The organism is Aestuariivirga sp. (genome assembly GCF_047602625.1).
Taxonomy (GTDB): Bacteria; Pseudomonadota; Alphaproteobacteria; order Rhizobiales; family Aestuariivirgaceae; genus Aestuariivirga.
In genome coordinates, this window is record NZ_JASGGV010000002.1 from 281,252 (window position 1) to 297,810 (window position 16,559).

At 59.1% G+C, this 16,559-nt stretch carries 24 protein-coding genes; 13 read left to right on the forward strand and 11 right to left on the reverse strand.

Features of this window, described 5'->3' with window-relative positions; translation table 11 throughout:
* Nucleotides 1-33: 33 nt before the first annotated feature.
* Complete coding sequence (locus tag QM694_RS06020) at nucleotides 34-834, reverse strand: Crp/Fnr family transcriptional regulator (protein WP_415006044.1); 801 nt, start codon at nucleotides 832-834, stop codon at nucleotides 34-36.
* A 256-nt stretch (nucleotides 835-1,090) separates the two neighbouring features.
* Between QM694_RS06020 and QM694_RS06025 the strand changes: the two genes are divergently transcribed.
* The 12 genes from QM694_RS06025 to QM694_RS06080 all read left to right on the forward strand — a co-directional run bounded on the left by QM694_RS06025 (nucleotide 1,091) and on the right by QM694_RS06080 (nucleotide 6,101).
* The gene (locus tag QM694_RS06025) at nucleotides 1,091-1,522 is read left to right on the forward strand and encodes a low affinity iron permease family protein (protein ID WP_415006045.1); all 432 of its coding nucleotides are present in this window, start codon (nucleotides 1,091-1,093) and stop codon (nucleotides 1,520-1,522) included.
* Nucleotides 1,523-1,586: 64 nt separating this feature from the next.
* Nucleotides 1,587-1,853: an antitoxin gene (locus QM694_RS06030; RefSeq protein ID WP_415006046.1), complete on the forward strand. Its 267-nt coding sequence runs from the start codon at nucleotides 1,587-1,589 to the stop codon at nucleotides 1,851-1,853.
* On the forward strand, nucleotides 1,850-2,254 hold the full coding sequence (locus QM694_RS06035; RefSeq protein ID WP_415006047.1) for a type II toxin-antitoxin system VapC family toxin: 405 nt from the start codon (nucleotides 1,850-1,852) through the stop codon (nucleotides 2,252-2,254). Before QM694_RS06030 ends, QM694_RS06035 begins: the two co-directional genes overlap by 4 nt.
* A 926-nt stretch (nucleotides 2,255-3,180) precedes the next feature.
* Nucleotides 3,181-3,642 carry a hypothetical protein gene (locus tag QM694_RS06040; protein ID WP_415006048.1) on the forward strand — a complete coding sequence of 154 codons (462 nt, stop codon included), beginning with the start codon at nucleotides 3,181-3,183 and terminating at the stop codon, nucleotides 3,640-3,642.
* A 2-nt stretch (nucleotides 3,643-3,644) separates the two neighbouring features.
* Nucleotides 3,645-3,941, forward strand: a complete 297-nt coding sequence (locus tag QM694_RS06045; protein ID WP_415006049.1) for a hypothetical protein — start codon at nucleotides 3,645-3,647, stop codon at nucleotides 3,939-3,941.
* Between the two features lie 63 nt (nucleotides 3,942-4,004).
* Entirely contained in the window at nucleotides 4,005-4,205 is a 201-nt protein-coding gene (locus tag QM694_RS06050; RefSeq protein WP_415006050.1) for a hypothetical protein, read from the forward strand.
* Complete coding sequence (locus tag QM694_RS06055) at nucleotides 4,205-4,468, forward strand: hypothetical protein (protein ID WP_415006051.1); 264 nt, start codon at nucleotides 4,205-4,207, stop codon at nucleotides 4,466-4,468. Before QM694_RS06050 ends, QM694_RS06055 begins: the two co-directional genes overlap by 1 nt.
* Nucleotides 4,468-4,755 (forward strand): hypothetical protein, encoded by a 288-nt coding sequence (locus QM694_RS06060; protein ID WP_415006052.1) that lies wholly within the window; start codon nucleotides 4,468-4,470, stop codon nucleotides 4,753-4,755. The genes QM694_RS06055 and QM694_RS06060 overlap by 1 nt, the downstream gene beginning before the upstream one ends.
* Nucleotides 4,756-4,757: 2 nt before the next feature.
* Nucleotides 4,758-5,078: a hypothetical protein gene (locus QM694_RS06065; protein WP_415006053.1), complete on the forward strand. Its 321-nt coding sequence runs from the start codon at nucleotides 4,758-4,760 to the stop codon at nucleotides 5,076-5,078.
* Nucleotides 5,079-5,106: 28 nt separating this feature from the next.
* Nucleotides 5,107-5,289 carry a hypothetical protein gene (locus tag QM694_RS06070; protein WP_415006054.1) on the forward strand — a complete coding sequence of 61 codons (183 nt, stop codon included), beginning with the start codon at nucleotides 5,107-5,109 and terminating at the stop codon, nucleotides 5,287-5,289.
* A complete protein-coding gene (locus QM694_RS06075) occupies nucleotides 5,276-5,659 on the forward strand; it encodes a hypothetical protein (protein WP_415006055.1) in 384 nt (127 codons plus the stop codon). Before QM694_RS06070 ends, QM694_RS06075 begins: the two co-directional genes overlap by 14 nt.
* 262 nt (nucleotides 5,660-5,921) lie before the next feature.
* A complete protein-coding gene (locus QM694_RS06080; RefSeq protein ID WP_415006056.1) occupies nucleotides 5,922-6,101 on the forward strand; it encodes a hypothetical protein in 180 nt (59 codons plus the stop codon).
* Between the two features lie 355 nt (nucleotides 6,102-6,456).
* Here QM694_RS06080 and QM694_RS06085 read toward each other — a convergent pair whose 3' ends face one another.
* The 5 genes from QM694_RS06085 to QM694_RS06105 all read right to left on the reverse strand — a co-directional run bounded on the left by QM694_RS06085 (nucleotide 6,457) and on the right by QM694_RS06105 (nucleotide 8,529).
* Nucleotides 6,457-6,645: a hypothetical protein gene (locus QM694_RS06085; RefSeq protein ID WP_415006057.1), complete on the reverse strand. Its 189-nt coding sequence runs from the start codon at nucleotides 6,643-6,645 to the stop codon at nucleotides 6,457-6,459.
* Between the two features lie 52 nt (nucleotides 6,646-6,697).
* On the reverse strand, nucleotides 6,698-6,871 hold the full coding sequence (locus QM694_RS06090) for a hypothetical protein (RefSeq protein WP_415006058.1): 174 nt from the start codon (nucleotides 6,869-6,871) through the stop codon (nucleotides 6,698-6,700).
* 10 nt (nucleotides 6,872-6,881) lie between these two features.
* On the reverse strand, nucleotides 6,882-7,211 hold the full coding sequence (locus QM694_RS06095) for a hypothetical protein (RefSeq protein ID WP_415006059.1): 330 nt from the start codon (nucleotides 7,209-7,211) through the stop codon (nucleotides 6,882-6,884).
* Nucleotides 7,201-7,977 carry a lysozyme gene (locus tag QM694_RS06100; protein ID WP_415006060.1) on the reverse strand — a complete coding sequence of 259 codons (777 nt, stop codon included), beginning with the start codon at nucleotides 7,975-7,977 and terminating at the stop codon, nucleotides 7,201-7,203. The genes QM694_RS06095 and QM694_RS06100 overlap by 11 nt, the downstream gene beginning before the upstream one ends.
* 111 nt (nucleotides 7,978-8,088) lie before the next feature.
* Entirely contained in the window at nucleotides 8,089-8,529 is a 441-nt protein-coding gene (locus tag QM694_RS06105; RefSeq protein WP_415006061.1) for a hypothetical protein, read from the reverse strand.
* A gap of 90 nt (nucleotides 8,530-8,619) precedes the next feature.
* Here QM694_RS06105 and QM694_RS06110 point away from each other — a divergent pair, with 90 nt between their 5' ends.
* Nucleotides 8,620-9,771: a hypothetical protein gene (locus QM694_RS06110; protein ID WP_415006062.1), complete on the forward strand. Its 1,152-nt coding sequence runs from the start codon at nucleotides 8,620-8,622 to the stop codon at nucleotides 9,769-9,771.
* Nucleotides 9,772-9,951: 180 nt separating this feature from the next.
* Here the strand turns inward: QM694_RS06110 and QM694_RS06115 are convergent, their stop codons facing one another.
* Genes QM694_RS06115 through QM694_RS06135 form a run of 5 tightly spaced genes read right to left on the reverse strand, consistent with a single transcriptional unit; the run spans nucleotide 9,952 to nucleotide 16,557 of the window.
* Nucleotides 9,952-12,621 carry a hypothetical protein gene (locus QM694_RS06115; RefSeq protein ID WP_415006063.1) on the reverse strand — a complete coding sequence of 890 codons (2,670 nt, stop codon included), beginning with the start codon at nucleotides 12,619-12,621 and terminating at the stop codon, nucleotides 9,952-9,954.
* Nucleotides 12,621-13,823 (reverse strand): hypothetical protein, encoded by a 1,203-nt coding sequence (locus QM694_RS06120; protein ID WP_415006064.1) that lies wholly within the window; start codon nucleotides 13,821-13,823, stop codon nucleotides 12,621-12,623. The genes QM694_RS06115 and QM694_RS06120 overlap by 1 nt, the downstream gene beginning before the upstream one ends.
* A 10-nt stretch (nucleotides 13,824-13,833) precedes the next feature.
* Nucleotides 13,834-15,165, reverse strand: coding sequence for a hypothetical protein (locus QM694_RS06125; protein WP_415006065.1), 1,332 nt, complete (start codon nucleotides 15,163-15,165; stop codon nucleotides 13,834-13,836).
* 12 nt (nucleotides 15,166-15,177) lie between these two features.
* On the reverse strand, nucleotides 15,178-16,014 hold the full coding sequence (locus tag QM694_RS06130) for a hypothetical protein (RefSeq protein WP_415006066.1): 837 nt from the start codon (nucleotides 16,012-16,014) through the stop codon (nucleotides 15,178-15,180).
* 12 nt (nucleotides 16,015-16,026) lie between these two features.
* Nucleotides 16,027-16,557: a hypothetical protein gene (locus tag QM694_RS06135; protein ID WP_415006067.1), complete on the reverse strand. Its 531-nt coding sequence runs from the start codon at nucleotides 16,555-16,557 to the stop codon at nucleotides 16,027-16,029.
* Nucleotides 16,558-16,559: the final 2 nt, after the last annotated feature.

The window sequence follows — 16,559 nt, forward strand, 5'->3', positions numbered from 1 at the left end:
TTGATTGGCGTTGCGATAACGCCGGCAGGAGATTCAGGTTCCACCTGTTACGCGATGCGGAACCTGCTCCAGCTCCGCCGGATAAATGCCTTGCAGGATCGATTCGAAATGCGCCTTGACCGCATCGTTGCAGCCGCATGATTTGCCGGCCAGCAGCTTGGGATCATGGATCTTCAGCTTGCCGCGCCTGACGCTCAGAATGCCGTCGCGTTTCATGCGCTGGATGATGCGGCTGATGTAGCTGCGCCCGACGCCCAGCATGGAGGCGAGGCGCTCCTGGGTGAGCGGCACTTCGAGTTCGCCCGTGCGGTCAACCGCCGCCAAAATCCATTTCGCGGCGCGCTGCTCGATGCCATGCGCGGCATTGCAGGCGGTGGACTGGAACATTTGCGCCATCAGGCAATCGGCGTAGCGCGAGAACAGATTGTCGAGCGAGCGCGATTTCGCCTTGGCGGCATCCAGCGCATCAACCGGCATCGCCAGGAACTCCCCGCCGAACTGAACCATGATCTGCGAAAATGCTGGAAGCTTGCCCTGGCTGACGATGCCGCCCACCGCACCTTCGCGGCCAACCATGGTGGTTTCGACTGCGCCACCGTCTTCCATGGAAATGAGGAATGAAACAAGCGTCGCACCACAAGGAAAATAGACGGTGCCCACATGATCACCGTGATGATAGAGCACCGCATTAGGCTTGGCGGTGAATGGCTTGAGATAGGGCTGTAACAGCTCCGCGTCGTCCATACGCAGGTAATTCAGCAGATTATTGGAGAAAGCAGGCCTGTGATCTGACATCCCTATTGCCGGGCTGACCGATGGGAACGCCGCCGCCATGTTTGTTCCCTCCTTTACGTCAGAGTATTTTATAAACGACGAGCGCCGCATTGGCCGTCTCGCTCGCCGCGATCGCCGTTGCCGCCGACAGGCCGAGGCAAATCAGCGTATAGATCAAGCGGGTTTGAACCATGTGCCCTCGCGGTTTTCTGTAGATGCAATGCGGGCTTGGGCTGAAAGTTCCGATGTAATGTCGAAAAGTGGAACATCACACGTGACTTTGCGTTGAGCCGCAAACGTCTCAGGGAGGATGGTTATGGGCAAAAGCGGCGGCATATCGGGCTGGTTCTCAAGTTTCGCATCCGAAGTCGCGAGGCTGTGCGGCAGCCCGGCGGCTTTCGCGATCGCCACGCTCTCGGTCATCGTCTGGGCCGTGACAGGCCCGATGTTTCACTTCTCCGACACCTGGCAGATGGTGATCAACACCGGCACCACGATCTGCACGTTCCTCATGGTGTTCATCATTCAGAACAGCCAGAACCGCGATGGCGCGGCGCTGCAGATCAAGCTCGACGAACTGATCCGCGCCGTCTCCGGCGCGAGGAACAGCATGCTCGACCTCGAAAGCCTGCCCGAGGGCGAACTGGACGAAATCCGCAAGACCTTCGTGACACTCGCAGGCAAGCACCGCGCCAAGGAGCGCAAAAAGCCGAAGGTGAATGTGACGGCGATTGAGAAGGATGAGTAGGAATCACAGGCAATTGACTTTCCCTCTTGTTTGACATATACAATGGCATATACAAGAGGTAGTCATGGCCCCAAAACAAGGCATTGTTCAGGCGAAAGAAGCCAAGCTGTTTCGAAACAATCGAAGTCAGGCTGTGCGTATTCCCGTCGAATTCGAGTTTCCGGGCGACCGTGTGCTGATCCATCGTGAAGGCGACCGTCTGATCATCGAACCTGTCCGACGGAAAGGCCTTCTCGAAATCCTGTCCGGCCTGAAGCCACTGGGACCGGAAGACTCCTTTCCTGAAGATATCGACGCGGGCCTGCTCCCGCTTAGGGATGCCGAACTTTGACCATCCGTTACATGCTCGACACGAACATCGTGTCGGACCTTGTTCGGAATCCACAAGGAAAAGTGTTCGACGGAATAGGCAGGACCGGAGCGGAAGCCGTATGTGTCAGCATCATCACGGCTACCGAGCTGCGCTACGGTTGCGCCAAGCGCGGATCGGAAAAGCTGCGCCGTCAAATTGATGCGATTCTTGAAGGTCTTGAGATTCTTGCGCTGGATGTTCCAGCCGACACCGAATATGCCAGCATCCGCGCCGAACTGGAAAGGGCAGGAAAGCCAATCGGACCGAATGATCTCCTGATTGCCGCGCACGCCCGCGCCATGGGTGCAGTGTTGGTCACTGCGAATATCAACGAATTTTCGCGTATTCCCAAACTCCGCCTCGAAAACTGGCTGGAGTGATCTTTCAGTCCACAGAGAAAATGGTGAACCCTAAGGCAGGGTTTTAAATCGCCCGGATTGAAGAGACCTTCGCAGATCAACCACGCCGCTTTATCAATTTTGACATTGGAGGTCTCGCTTTGCTGACAAAATCCGGCCTGTCTTCTATGTCTGAGAGTTCTGATCGGGCCGTTATAATGGAAGGCGTCATAGTGGGAGCCTACCGGTAGCGGCGGGGCGTCGAAAAATTCTCCGCTGGAAAGATCGGTCAGGGACGTAATAACACTTGAGGTTTGCGGCCAGACCGCAACGTTGAAAGAGACTTCGACGTTAAAACGCCTCGTTTTGCGAGACTTGAGGAGAAATCTCAACTCTTCGCCATGGGCTCTTACAATGCGGTCGGCAGCCTCAACCGTTGCCGCCAGATCAGGGCGGATTGTTTTCAAAACTGCGACCGTCGCATCCATCACAAGTTCGAATGCGTTGCTCAGGTTTGGAAAGTCCTTAGAAACTCCGACATGCGCGTAACGTTGCCACCAGTCTCCGCCTGTATCGGTGATCCTGATCGCTCCAGGCTCCAATGATGGCGTGAGGAAAATATAGAGAGCCGTATATGCGCCCAGGCTGAATCCATCTCCATTCAAATACAATGCGAGGCGTCTGCCAAATGCGACGGCCTCTTCATTGCCTTTGAGATAGCTATCTATATCCCCATGAAAGTACCGGATGTCCTGAATCCGGGAAGGGCGGCCATCTTTCGTCATAACCTGCAATCCGTGCATGGGCTGACCGCCAGCCCAAGAAATATGTTGGTGGGCCCGCCAGTTCTGCGAAATAATCGTTAAATCAATACCTTGCCCAAAGGTGCGGGCAAATACGCACCTTTGGAAAGTAAAGGGAATTTTCAGCGCTCCCCGCACCCTCCCCCGCCCCGCCTGTGGGAGGGGATGATGGAAGCATATCAGCCAGAAATCGGACAGGCGGCGTTCGGCCAGCCGTGGCAGGCCCACGCCGTCCCCGCAATCATGGAGGCGGCGCTTGCAGCCATCCGGGAGGAACATGACCGGATATGGTGGAACTGCATGCAGGGAGAATGTCCCTCGCCATTCAGCAACAGCGGGTCACGCGCCAACTTCAAAAGCCCGATCTTCGAGGTCTGCGCCTATTCATGGAACGATGATGAGCAGCCCTATAACTTCGCTTGGCGGGATTTGCGGATCAGCTGGTACAAGCATTGCGGGCGCGGCACGTCAAGCAATATTCCCGTTACGCCGGACATGGCCGCTCAATGCCTGGATGAGTGCCTTGACTGGCTGAGGCGGTTGGAACCGGCACACAACGGCGACGACTACTCCGCCTTCAAAAGTTGCCACCCGAACATCTCCCCCACCGCACAGGGAGGGGCGTGAGGATGGAGCGTTGCAGCGTTGAGGTATCCACGCGCGGCTACTGGCAGTCCCACCAGTGCGCCCGAAAGGCCGTCCTTACCATCGAAGGCAAGGGTTACTGCAAGCAGCACTCTCCGGACCGGCGGGCCGAGGAATGCAAGCGCCAGCAGTTGGATTACGCTCAAGAGCGCCATTTCTCTGACCTGAAATGGCAGGGCGAGAAGTTCTTTGAAGCGCTCTTGAAAATCTCGCGCGGGCATAACGACCCACGTCAACTTGCGCTCGATGCCCTACGGAACATTACAGGTGACAAAGGATGATCCACCGATGAATCCGCCCCGCGACAACTGCCTCAAGTATCTGCTGCCGGAAGGAGAGGGAAGATGAAGCTAACGCCCAAAGCCCGATTGGCCGCTATTCAAGCCCTGTGCGTTGAACTTCCGATGATCCATCACCGGCTTGTCGAGTGCGGGCTTTATGCCACGGCCCACAAGATGCACGACACCGTGCGCAGCATTGGTTTCGAGGCCGAGCGGGAAATTGTCAAGATCATGAAACCTACGCTGCCGGAAGGAGAGAAATGATGAAATATACGTGGGAACGCGATGACATTATTGTGGGTCGCTTGGTAGATACTAGCAATCGAACCGAACGCAGTATCATCGGCTATGATTTGATCCGAGACGCAGCGGACGGCAATCTGGCCCTCGTTTCGCTCCGTGATGGTCTTGTCATTATCCGCGACCTGACAGCGGAGGCCCTCGCGGAGCACTTGAACAAGCACGGGGCACTGCCAGTTCACCTACTGGACCCGAACATGCTTCAGCCAACGAAGATCACTAACTAATGACCATCCACTTAACCAAGGCCATGCGCGAAGCGGCGGAAAAAGCGGCGATGGCTGATTGGAATTTTCATTTCCCTGCCGAAGCTCAGTGGAACACACTGGATCGCATGACACAGGAAAGCATCATCGAAGATGCTTGTCGAAGCTATTCTGGCTTCCTCTCCGCGCTTCTGGATAGCGGGGCGGCGCGGGAAGCTGCGCTGATCCAATCACAAACTGGCTGCTGGGGCGCGCAGCAGATCGGCAAGCCATACTCTAACGCCCTCATCATCAAACTGGAGGACTAAAGATGTGTGAAACTAGAAAAAACACCAAGGTATTTAATCACAAACATTACGAAGAAGGCCCGAAGAAAATCTCTAAAGAAGGAGTCCACGCCACGAGGGCGGAAATTGAAACCGCTCTCCGCGCGCAGCTTGCGAAAGCGGTGGAGGCGGTAGTGGCCAGCCTGATCGAAGATCACGGCGATAAGTGGCAACAGGTAATTGCCAAGCCGCAGATGCTCGAATGGTTCACAGCACAGGCAATGAAACGCACGGGCGGGGCATTCCCGCCGGAAGCCTTCCGGACCTTGTTCCGTGCCCGGCTGGAAAGCGCAGCGAATGGATAGGAGCGAGCCATTCAAGCAGGGTTATTCCATGGCATGGAAGGACGCCATCACTTGGCTGCACGAATACGCCGCCGGAATGAAGGATGGCCACGCCACCGCATTGCTCAACTCGGCAGCATTCAGCTTGGGCAATTTTCGTAAATCGCGGGATCGCATTCCCGTTCTCAACGCCGCCGCCACCTTGAAGGAGATCACCGATGACAAGGGATGAGATCGTGGAGGTGATGGCAGAAGCCTCTATCAACGGTGCTTTTGGCTCCAGCGCATGGGGCGCGACAACAGACCACGTGCGCAATGCCGCCCGGAAAGACGTGGCCAACGTCCTCACCGCCCTTGAGAAGGCGGGGTATAGCATCGAGCCGGGATGGCAGACGATGGAGAGCGCGCCGAGGGATGGGGAATGGTTTCTGGCAGTAGGAGGCGGCCTCGGCGTCGAAATTGACATTGCCTCTTACAACAAGAGTGTCGGAGCTTGGAACACAACCCGATACACCCTTGATGACCATGACAACGAACCCGACGGCTACAACCGTCCCACCCACTGGCGTCCCCTCCCCGCACTCCCCGAACAGAAGGAGTGACTTGTTTGTAAAAAGTGCAAAGAACTCCCCCTCTACCCTGATCTGTGGTAGAAGGGGATGCTGGCGATGACACGGTGAAATTCTGCCTGCCGTAGGTCGCCGAAAGGCGGTCCGCATTGTGGGGTTCACAGGCAGGCCCCACTCGCTGGCAAGATTTTCCGGTTTCAGCGGTGCAAGGCCGCTATCTGGTTCCATCGCATGTGCACGTGCGACGATCTGGAGAAAACCGGAGCCCGGCCCGCCAGCCCTTCACGGAGACGATATGAGCAAGATGGAAGCAATCAACAGAATACTCCGTGGTCTTAATGCCAAGGGCATTCCCGCGAGCCACGCCGACATTCCGGGCCTGTTCAACGTGCACGGTTATCCCGAATTGACGGTGAACCAGTTGCTGGGCCTGTTCGGCGCGGAGTTTCCGGCCAGCCCTTCCTCTCCCTCCTGACCCTATTTCGGCCACCCAGGAGGCCCGTCAATATGGTGGTTCGTTGGGAGCCTCAGCATTCCCCGCTTGCGCCCGCAGGCCGTGCATCTGAAATTCCGCTGTAGCAGCCCCGCCGAAGCATCCATGCCCCAGCGGATCGCAAACGGAGCAAACGCTACCGGAACGCCACGATTGCATCCTATGCAATAGAGCCACGCCCACTTGTTGCCTTGCGCAAACATGTCCCGGAAGCTGATGAGATCGTCGTCCATGCTGAACGGTATAACGCAAAAAGGCCCCGCCGGTTAAGGCAGGGCCAGTTGACACATGGAGAAAGCCCGGAAGCGCCGGGACGCTTTCCTGAGGATCAGGAAACTCACAAATCCTTTCGAAGCACCTTGCAGTCTTTGCGCCAGCGCTTGTCGTTGCCACCAACGGCGACATAGGCGTCACACAGGGCATGGAGACGAATTCCGCAGGCGAACATTTCTTCCCGGCGGCGTTCCGCGCGATGCTCCCGAAGCCAGCCCACGGTCTGTTCGATCATGCCTTCGATCTTGGCCACTACCGATGCCCCTCTCTTGAATGATCCCTGTCCGTGTCGGCGGGCTTTGTGGTCATCGCTTCGCATATCCCGCCCGCACCTTGGCGTACCAGGCAGCGGAGCATTTGAGATTGCCGTTGGCGTGGATGAGCGCGGCCGTCACGGCTCGCGCATCATCGCGCGGGTCGGTCTTGACGGGCGGCAACGGCACTGGATCCATGCAGGCGGGCGCCGCAGGAAGGTTCACGGGTTGCAATCTAGCGCCCGTGCTTGTGCAGCCATTCAAGATCAGCAGGATCGTAACGGCACTGAGGATCGGCAGGACGTGCTTTTTCGGCGTCGGCATTCTCGCGCTCCAACTGTTCATTTTCCGCATTGATGTTTTTGATCATGACGTCCGCCACGTCCTTCGCGGCCTCCGCCGCGGCGAGATCGCGTTTCAGGCTTGCAATCTCCACCCGCAGTTCGGCGTCGTGGCAGTGGCGGGATGCGGTGTGGTAGCCGTGGCTCCAGATCGCAATGGCGAGCGCCAGGACGGCCAACGGCTTCCGCCACTCCCATGCGAAGGCGAGAAAGCTAAACGCCATCTTCCCGGCTCCGCTTCATGCGCGCATGGATGATCCAGACCACCGCCGTGCCGACAATGGCCGCAAGGGTGATGGAGAGCCATGTCGGGTCATCGAACGGCAGATAGGCGCGGAGATCGCCAATCTGGTAAAGCGTGTCCTTCATGGCGCCGAAGATGCCAGCTGCGCCCGCAGCGAGCCCGCCCCAGAAGGTCCCGGTCTTCGCAATGGGCTTTCCGAGATCGGGGCCAATCAGCCCGCGCGCCTCGCGCATCTCGAGCAATTCCGCCTGCGTTGGCTGTGCCGGCGGCGCGGCGAACAGCGTATGGGCGTCCTCCATGCTTTCGAAGAGGTGAGATTCAGCGGCGCGGCGCTTCACCAGGCCGGGCAAGGTGCGCCCATTGGCCTTGGTCCACAACTGGATGCGCCACGGAACCGACTTGAAATCCCCCCTGTTCACCGCTTTGAGAACGGATGACTTGGCGAAATTCCCCGTCCCGACATTGAAGGCGAAAGACACGAGCGCCGAAAACTGGTTGTCCGTCAGTTCGCGGCCGACATAACGCATCACGCTGCGCGAGAAAGTCCCGATATCGGCAGTCAGGATCTCATCGGCGCGGGCCTTGCTGATCTTCATGCCCTTCCTGACGTTGGGCGGCCCTGCCTCGCTGGTGTGGCCGTAGCCGATGGTCCATGGATCGCCATCTGTTGCGGGATCGGGATAGGCGTTCACTTCGCAGCCCTCGTACGTCTTGATGATGGCAAGGCCTGCAGCATTCACTTTCATGGGTTCGGTCCTTTCACGGTGTGGTCAGGGCAAAAATGACGACAAGGCAGAGCGCGGCGCCCGCGATCAGCAGAGCCAGGACGGCGGCATGGCGGCTCACGGTGTGCGCTCCTATTTCGACGGGGGAAGGCGCTGGAGGATGATCTTGGTGTCCTGCCGCTGCTCGCGGGCCAGATCCTCAAGCGTCTCCATCTGGCTCTGCAGCTTGATGATCGCGGCGTTGTCCCGCTCCGTCACGTCCTCGACGCGGTTGACACGGCGCTCCAGCGCCGCCGTCGCCGCTACGGTGTCGTCCTTGAGGTCCTGTGTTTCCCGCCGCGTCGAGAGCTGATGTTGCTCGATCACCTTGTCGACGTACTTCTCGATGACGGGATCGGCGAAAATCCATGCAAAACTGACAATCGCGCCCAGGGCAACCACGATGCTCACTCCTTGCTCGACGAGGCTTTTCAGGGAAACCATTTCGCGGATGAATTCCCCCATGGTCTGGGGGCGAGGCGCATGGGAATCTTCTTCGTCGTCCTCGTAGCGATGCTTCCGCGGCGGGTTCATCAGGCGGCACTCCAATAAAAAACCCGCCTTGCGGCGGGCGGGTTGGGACGGGTCTGGACGGCGATACGGCGGCAGGCGTAGGGTGCCCCCATGCGCGGATGGCGGTTCTGGGCGATAGTGGCGGCGGTGTGCGGCGGGGCCTTGCTCTCGGACTCCGAAGCCCGTGCTGCCCATATTTTTGCCTCTCGAGATTCCTCGACGGGATTATGGTCTATCACCCTCACCGGCGAGATAACCCCTGGTGATGCGTCCCGGTTCGAATCCGCGACATGGGGCGTTGAAAACGGAATTGTTAGCCTCAACAGTGAAGGCGGCACCGTCGGTGATGCCGTCTTGATCGGCCAATCAATTCGCAAACACGGACTCAAATCCGTCGTTGCCCGCCGCAGCAAATGTTTCTCTGCGTGCGCCATAGCGTGGCTTGGCGGTATTGAGCGCTACATTGAGCCAGGTGGCAGCGTTGGTTTTCACGCCGCATACAATGCGACACGCGGGAGGCCCGAAAGCGGCGTCGCCAATGCAATTGTCGGGGCCTACTATGCCGGTCTCGGCCTCAACTACGATGCGGTCATTGCTCTGACATCCGAGCCGCCCAAGCGCCTGTTTTACCTGACGAAACAAAATACTCTACGACTTGGTATAGCCGTTTCTTTTGAGGCACCACCGCGCGGGCAAGAGATCATTCCTCGTCCACGACAGAAACCAGATGCCGTCTTGATGGCTGCGGCCAATGCAGCCGCCATGGACATGAAGACCGAACAAGACCCAGCCGTTCCGACGGAAAACAAACATCTGCATGACATAATCACTCAAAAGTCGGACCTTTTCTCACCTCAATCCAAAACAAATCTCCGCGTCCCCGGCGACCCATATTTTTGGTGGCCGTCCGGCACGTACAACTATGGCCATCGTGAAACTGTCATTATCTTGGTCGAACCGGGTCAAATGCTCTCGACGCGTGGAGAACAGACATACTGGGATATCGGCACAACGCCTCCTGCGCCTATGGAAGCGATAAGATACCCGGCCCTTCCTTCTGTCGTCATTGACCCCGCCCTGCCAGCCGGCGACGACGCCATGAAAGTGATCCGGCAATGGGAATCCGGAGAGACACACCTTGGGCCAAGGGCAGCGCAGACAAAGACATTCTACGATCAGATCCCGCCATATTCCGTGAAGGAAATACACGAAAGACTGGCGCCTGGTTCGGTGAAGGAAATCAGCGACAGGATTACCCCGTGACGTCTCGCCGCCCCAGCCTCCTCGAAATGATCAGCGTGGTCGTTGCATTCCTCTTGGTCATGAAGGTTTTAAGCTTTCTGCTGCACCGCGCCGTGTCTTCATTCGGCGACGCCACGCTGGTTCTGGTATTCGCGTCCTGCCTCGTCGTTGCCATCTACCAAGAGAGCCGCATTGGCTGGCCTACCTTTGCTCAAGCGCGGCGCGCCCTCGCGTGGCTGCGAGGGCGGACACGCCTGAGATAATCGCCTTCACCTCCTCTTTGGCGTTCAGCGCCCTTCCCCGCCTCTTTGCCTCAGCCCCCAGAATGTCCAGAAGCTTTTGCTGATCGATACCGGAGCGCGTCAGCATGCGCGCCGCGTCAAGTGCGACTTTCTGCTGGCGCTTTGTCAGGGCGTCTCCCGTCACCGAATTGACGATGCGGCCGAGGAGATGAATGGCGTTTCCAGCAAGACCTCGTTGCGCGATACGATCCAGTTTTACGTCCGTCGACTCCCCGATGGGATAAGACTTCATTTCGGCGGTGCGCTTGGCCGTGCGCGAGTTTTGCAGGACACGATCCGCCTGCGCATTGCGCCGTGAGGCCGCCTCCAGAGCGGCACCGATCTGAGACGCCTTCTCATTGCCCAAGAGGACTTGCAGCTTTTCACGGTTCCAGCCCTTATCGAGCAGTTCGCGCGTGACGGCGGATGATTCCTTGCGCGCCGTCCCCATCAATTGGGAAATCGCATCTCGGGCCCCGAACAGAAACGCCTTGCGCACTTCGGGGTCCATGGCCTTCACCTCAGCCGCAAGTTCATCCGGAGAGCCGTAGGATCGCTGGAACACAGCGCGGCCCTCGATCAGAGCATCCTTTTTCTGCGCCACAATCTTGAATGCAGCATCGGCATCTTTCCATCCCGGCACGTCTTTTTTGAGCATATCGTCGAGCATGGATCGCACGTCACGCATGGCGCCGATGGCATTTCTGCCCGCCGATGTGCCAGGCATCCCGGATTTTTCGATCATGTCATCCAGCGCCATGCGGGAGGCATGCAGTTGAGACGCTGTGACCGGGCCGCCACGAAAAACACGAAGATCGGCAACCTGTTTCAGGGCGGACTGCACCGGCCCATCGGCATCCGCCACCATGGCGTCGAGTTCTGCCTTGACCGGAGAAACATCGAAGCGGCCGTCGAACTTCTTGGCTGCCTCATACATACGGCCGACGGCCTTCTTCTCTCCGTCGATCAGAGCCGAGTTCTGAACGCGGCCAGCATCGCGCCCCAGTACGGAGTTGATGACACTTTTGATGCGACCGCCCTCTGCCTCACTCTGAGACCGCACGGCGCTTGAGATCACATTTCCGGCCGGTCCTGGCGAATTGGCGATGACCTCAGCCGCTGCATTGAGCCGCGGCCCCCTGTTCAACAGCATGTCTCCTGGCGTGGCGTCCGCCAGTTGACCCGTCGACATATCGTCCTGAATGGCGGTCAGAAGCCGCTTTGCAGCAGGCTTTGAGATTCCAAGTTCGGAAATCGCGCTCCTGAGATTGATAAAATCGGCAACCTTGCGGCCCGCAGCGCCAACGACCGGGGCGAGCACGGGGGCTGCACCACCAATGGCCCCGCCGAACTTGGCGTCCGAAGCGGCCTGCTGCAGCCTCTGATCAGCCCCCCCTTCGCCACGCCCATAGCCCTCGACCGCGCCAAGCGCGCCGCCCGTGGCTGCGCCTGTCAGAACCTTGGCGACCGGCCCCATGGCACCGAATGCCTGAACGACTTTCGCGGGCGTCGCCGCGACGGCACCGGCAACACCGCCGCCGATCTGTTCCACAGTCGATTCCGTGGGGTGGTTCTTGTCATAGTTACGGTCGCGGGCACGCTCATAAGCGAGCGCCTGATCATAGTCCCCGGCAAGGCCGCCCAGCGTGTTCACATTGGCGGCGAGTTCGTCCATGTAGGGACCGATGACTGGCACGCCGCGCGCGACGGCGCGCACCCGGTCATCCACGGACTGGACAACGCCGGATTCATCGGCGACGCGGCGATCCGCCTTCACCTCCTGATGCAGAGCATCCGCGTCCTGATATTCGCGGGCCTCGCCGAATTGGTCATGCGCCTGTTGAAGGCGATCCATCATCTGCGGCGCAGTCTCTCCGGCATTCAAGGCAGAGCGGCGGAACGATGCAGGCTTTGACTTATCCCCGTCAGCAAGCCACTGCTTCAACTGCCCGACGTCCATTTCCTTGACGGAGCGGCGGCGATCAGAGCCGCTGCCGTCGGAGAACGATGCGTTATAGATTGCCTCGGCTTCCTCCTTCGAGTTCACGCCCGCAACGATCTTGTGCTCATCGAACTTGCCAGTTTTCGGATCTTGTTGGTCGATGACATAGACCCGCTTGCTGTCCGGGTTGCCGCCCATGTAGAAATCGACCTGATCGCCGTCAGCGCCTTGTGTGCGGCGAACATAGCCGTATGTCGCGGGCATTTCGCTCTGCCAGGCCGTGCCATCGGCATTGGTGCCGCTGCGCACCGAACCCTTGGGGTTTTCAATCGAGAGGTCGATGCCGTTCCATGAAACGTGGCCCTTGCGGTAGTTGCCATCTTCTTTCTGCGCCGGGGTGGGGTCCGTGTTCACCTGCGCCTCGGCGTGCGCCAGCCTGTCTGGAAAGGCCGAAATGCCTTGGGTTGGAGCTTCGACCTTGGCCTCCGGTGAGGACATGAGATCAAACTGCGAGACGTTGGGCTTGGGCGAAGCAACATCAGTGGTCTGATGCGAATCGAACTGATCGAAAACGTTTCCGCTGTTTGCTGCGGGCTGCGTCGCGCTTCGCGTCGGCGGGGCGTCAAACTGGTCAAACACATTTGCCATTACTGGCCTCCGAGAACACTTTGCGAAAGACCGGCGCCATATTTCTGATCGAACTGGGCAGCAGCGTCGGGATTGGCCTTGAGGAAGTCGATTGCGGCCTGTGGAACGCCCGACAATGAATTCGCAGCACTTCCTGCCGCGCCGCCTCCAGGCTTGTAGTAGTCGCCACCGCGCAATTCATCGGCGCGCGACTGATTGAATTTCACACGCGCTTGGGCCAGTTTAATGGCCCGCTTGATAATGTCTTCCCGTTCTTTAGGTGTCTTGTCGACTGATGCCTGCATTTCGAGAAGGATTTGCCGCTCGCCTTCCGTCGGCGCGGCGCCGAACGTCGCCTTCAGATTGGCGAGCGCCTGCCCCAAGACGACGTTCTGGAAATTCGTGGTAGCCTCGCCCTTTGCGTCATCGAAGACGCCGAATGGGTCGTTGCGCGCGGCAAAGGCCTGCACCCCGGCAGTCGCGCCATACCCGGCCTTGTCATTCAAAGACTTTCCGCTCTCATCTGGTGTGATGAGAGACTGGAGCTGCTGCGCGGAAATCTCGGCCGCTTGGGCGTTTTCCTCGGCCTCCAGAATTGCCTTTTTGTCGATGGCGGTAAGGGGGGCCTGATCCTCGCGCGGCATTTTCCCGGTGAGGACGTAGGAGCGATATGCAGGATCATCAGGCTTCAAACCCATCTGCGCCGCAGCATCTTGACGCTGGCGCACGGCATCGCCAACGGTCTCGGCCTTCTGGTCGGCGATCTGCTTCTGCAGCGCGTAGGTGCGATCCGCATTCGACTGGTTCTGCTTGTCGAGTGACACCTGCCGCTCATCGGCATTGATGTCGCGGCCGGCACCGATCAGCATGGACAATTGCTTCATGCGGTTGTCCTGCTGAAGCTGGTTCGCCTGCTGGATGGCCTGTAGCACCTTCACGCGGTCATCCTGCCCCTGCTGCTGTCCGGTGAGGTAAGAATTCGCGCCCGTGGAAGATGCGGCGGCGATGCCTTGCAGGAAATTCCCAGGTGTGGTTGCGAGAGCCGCGCTCGCCTTTGCAAGGGCGGTGCGGATGTTCTGGCGGCGCTGCTCCTGCGGATTGACGGATTTCAGAAGCTCGTCCTGCCACGAGGGCGTTGCCTGTGACGGCGCAGCATCGGGAGACGCGCCGCCGCCCTGCGTACCGATCAGGGCCTGGTAGAGCGGTTGCAAATTTATAGCCATGGCGCGGTCCTCAAACGAAGGTGGACAAGATAAGACGCAGCTGATCGCCGCTCGGGTCGGCCTGCCCCAAGGCCTGCATCAACTTGATCTGGGCCAGAAGCGCATCGGCCTGCTCCTGCTGTTGCTGCTGCTGCCGCTGGTAACGCGAATTGTCGTCGTTATGGCTTTCGGATCGGCCCGTCGGGGAGCGAAAGTCTCCATTGGCCACAGCATCGGCGAGACGGCCGCCAAGGCCCTTGAGGCCGAGTTTTGCCTGATTGGCCTCATAGCTGACCCGGTTGGCGAGGGAGCGCAGCGAATCGGGCTGGCCTGCGACTTGAGAGGGAGACTGGCTGGTTCCCGTCCCGACGCCGCTCGACGGGCTGCTATATGTGCTGCCGCCATTGGTAACAATTCCACCTTCAGGCTGGTCGCTGATGTTCGTATTCGGCAAGGACGCTGTGCGTACAGGCGGAGCGCTCGGCAACGCCTGAAAGGCATCGTCCTGACCCGCCCCTATTGTCATATTCGGGGGTGTAGGCGCGCCAAGAACGGAGCGAAGAGGACTGAGCGAAGCGACGGTCGCGGCAGCTGCGGCGGGGCTTATCGTGCCCTGACCTGCCATGGGTGAACCGACGCCGGATATGGAGGATTGATCCTTCGGGTGGCCCAGGCGAGCCGTCTCTGTTTTGCCGACAGGCGCGGCAGGTCCCGCAAGGTTGCTGAGAGCCTGATTTACCGCTGCAATGCTGTCGACGGATGAGGCATACGGCGAAGTGCCTCCAACGATTCCAGCAAGTGACGAAGTGCCGGGTGTGCTGCCAAGAGGATCTGACATCGCACTCCGGATCGGAGAGGAGTTCACACCGGATGCGAGGCCAGGCGCTGATGCTGCATTAACGTCGGATTGCAGGCTTTTCTGTGCCATGCCACCCATTGGCAGAGAGGTTTTTCCAACCGCGTTGACGGTCTGCTGGGTGGACGACTGCTGGGCTCCCAAATCGCCCTTGGCTGCGGTATTTGATGTCTGCGCCTTGCTGGCAGCGGCACGTGCGACGCCCGCGCTCGTTCCCTGTGGCGTCGTGGCCTTGGCACTGCCGCCGGTGATTGATCCAGCAGGAGCAGAGCTTTTCCCCGCAGAATTCGATGTCTGGGACGATGCCGACGCGGTGGATTTCGAAGCCGACGATCCGCCCAGATCGCTCTTGCCCGCTGCATTCGAGGTTTGCGAACCGCCGCTGCCGCTGCCTTTCCCACCACGGCCCTCGCCTCCGGCGTTCGATGTCGATGTCGAGTTCGACTTGGTGCCGCCTGTGCCGGCGCCGTTGTTGTTGTTGCCCCCGCCCATATCGGTATCTGGCATGGTGTCCTCCTTTTAGATGAACAGGGAAGCGAGGCTTCCTAGCGAGCCAAGAATAGACCCGGCAGTTGATGACGTGGGCTGCGAAGACGTCGTGGAGTTTCCATACGGAGATTGCGTCAAAGCCGACGTCAGCAGGTTGTATTGCGTGATCGGATAATTCAGCTGGTCGAGGAAATCCTGATATCCGAGATTGGCACTCTGCTGATTGAGGTTCTGTTCATTCGATCCGGAGCGATAGAGGCTGTCAGCATAGCTCAAAAGGCTATTCAGCCCTTCCCTGTTGAATTGCGCCGTGTCGAAAAGGCGGTTGATATCCGAATCCCGCTCCGACATTGCCGTGCTATAGGCCTGGTTGGTGAGGGTCGACGCGGCACTGCTCATCGCATCGGTGGCCGACTTGTCGATCTCGGAGTCGGCTACGCCATGCCTGCTGTCGCCGAAAGCACCCGCGCTATGCGCGCCCATGTTCGATTGCCACTGCTTGGCCATGTCGGAGGCGCGGCCGATCTGCTTCTGCGTCGACCCCAGCACATCGTCCAGATACGGGCTCATATAGTCGCTGATGCCACCGCCCGATCCGCCGATATTGTCGATCAGGCGCGGCAGGGATATGTCGGAGGTGTTGGCCTCGACATTTGGCATGTAGCCGCGCAGCAGGTCGCGCGCGCTGTCCTGGTCATTTGTGAATCCGGCGATGCGCGCATAAGGATATGGCGTATAGGGGCGTGATGCGATCTGCGAGGCGAGATCATAGTTTCCCTGCGCAGCCGAGTTTACCCAGTCCGGATATTTGACCTCCGTCGTGCTCTTGCTGCTGCCAGAGCCGAACAGGCTGTCAAGAATTCCCATGGCTAAGCCTCCTTACCGTAGATTAGCATGAGTTGTTGAATTCGAGTTTTTGCCATCGTCCTTGTCTTTGGTCTTCTCAGTGGATAGGCCAAAGGGGTTCCAGCCCTTGGTGACGCCAAGCGGCGACAGCGCAGAGACCGGCGCCATGCCTCCATTCACGGTCTGCTGGAAGAACGTGGCCGCTCCGTTAGGCTGCCCCGTTCCTGTCTGGCCATATGTGAGCGGATCTATGCCCTGAGAGGCGACGCCACCGGAATTCCATGCCGGAATCTGGACCGCGCCCACGTATCCACCCGGCATCGCGGACTGCCCCACGTTTCCCGACAACTGCCGCAACAGCTCAGTCGTATCGACGGGCTGACGCGTCGCCCATGTCGGCAATGGGTTGCCTACGGTGTCGCTGTTCTTCTTGTTCTTTGAGTAGTCCTTCAGACCCTCGAGCAGCGCCTTGATGGCGTCCGTTCCCGTTCCACTCGTCGGCACGTTCTGGCCCGGGAAAATCTGGTTCCAAAGCGAAGCGATCTGCTCATAGGTCGCTGCCATGT

Bases quoted from the DNA above. Each gene is read 5' to 3' on its own strand.
- QM694_RS06105 (WP_415006061.1), bottom strand. From the start codon at position 8,529: ATGAACCCGCCGCGGAAGCATCGCTACGAGGACGACGAAGAAGATTCC.
- QM694_RS06130 (WP_415006066.1), bottom strand. From the start codon at position 16,014: ATGGGAATTCTTGACAGCCTGTTCGGCTCTGGCAGCAGCAAGAGCACG.
- QM694_RS06055 (WP_415006051.1), top strand. From the start codon at position 4,205: ATGAAATATACGTGGGAACGCGATGACATTATTGTGGGTCGCTTGGTA.
- QM694_RS06115 (WP_415006063.1), bottom strand. From the start codon at position 12,621: ATGGCAAATGTGTTTGACCAGTTTGACGCCCCGCCGACGCGAAGCGCG.
- QM694_RS06125 (WP_415006065.1), bottom strand. From the start codon at position 15,165: ATGCCAGATACCGATATGGGCGGGGGCAACAACAACAACGGCGCCGGC.
- QM694_RS06075 (WP_415006055.1), top strand. From the start codon at position 5,276: ATGACAAGGGATGAGATCGTGGAGGTGATGGCAGAAGCCTCTATCAAC.
- QM694_RS06020 (WP_415006044.1), bottom strand. From the start codon at position 834: ATGGCGGCGGCGTTCCCATCGGTCAGCCCGGCAATAGGGATGTCAGAT.
- QM694_RS06065 (WP_415006053.1), top strand. From the start codon at position 4,758: ATGTGTGAAACTAGAAAAAACACCAAGGTATTTAATCACAAACATTAC.
- QM694_RS06080 (WP_415006056.1), top strand. From the start codon at position 5,922: ATGAGCAAGATGGAAGCAATCAACAGAATACTCCGTGGTCTTAATGCC.
- QM694_RS06040 (WP_415006048.1), top strand. From the start codon at position 3,181: ATGATGGAAGCATATCAGCCAGAAATCGGACAGGCGGCGTTCGGCCAG.
- QM694_RS06100 (WP_415006060.1), bottom strand. From the start codon at position 7,977: ATGAAAGTGAATGCTGCAGGCCTTGCCATCATCAAGACGTACGAGGGC.
- QM694_RS06030 (WP_415006046.1), top strand. From the start codon at position 1,587: ATGGCCCCAAAACAAGGCATTGTTCAGGCGAAAGAAGCCAAGCTGTTT.
- QM694_RS06095 (WP_415006059.1), bottom strand. From the start codon at position 7,211: ATGGCGTTTAGCTTTCTCGCCTTCGCATGGGAGTGGCGGAAGCCGTTG.
- QM694_RS06045 (WP_415006049.1), top strand. From the start codon at position 3,645: ATGGAGCGTTGCAGCGTTGAGGTATCCACGCGCGGCTACTGGCAGTCC.
- QM694_RS06050 (WP_415006050.1), top strand. From the start codon at position 4,005: ATGAAGCTAACGCCCAAAGCCCGATTGGCCGCTATTCAAGCCCTGTGC.
- QM694_RS06060 (WP_415006052.1), top strand. From the start codon at position 4,468: ATGACCATCCACTTAACCAAGGCCATGCGCGAAGCGGCGGAAAAAGCG.
- QM694_RS06120 (WP_415006064.1), bottom strand. From the start codon at position 13,823: ATGGCTATAAATTTGCAACCGCTCTACCAGGCCCTGATCGGTACGCAG.
- QM694_RS06110 (WP_415006062.1), top strand. From the start codon at position 8,620: ATGCGCGGATGGCGGTTCTGGGCGATAGTGGCGGCGGTGTGCGGCGGG.
- QM694_RS06025 (WP_415006045.1), top strand. From the start codon at position 1,091: ATGGGCAAAAGCGGCGGCATATCGGGCTGGTTCTCAAGTTTCGCATCC.
- QM694_RS06135 (WP_415006067.1), bottom strand. From the start codon at position 16,557: ATGGCAGCGACCTATGAGCAGATCGCTTCGCTTTGGAACCAGATTTTC.
- QM694_RS06070 (WP_415006054.1), top strand. From the start codon at position 5,107: ATGGCATGGAAGGACGCCATCACTTGGCTGCACGAATACGCCGCCGGA.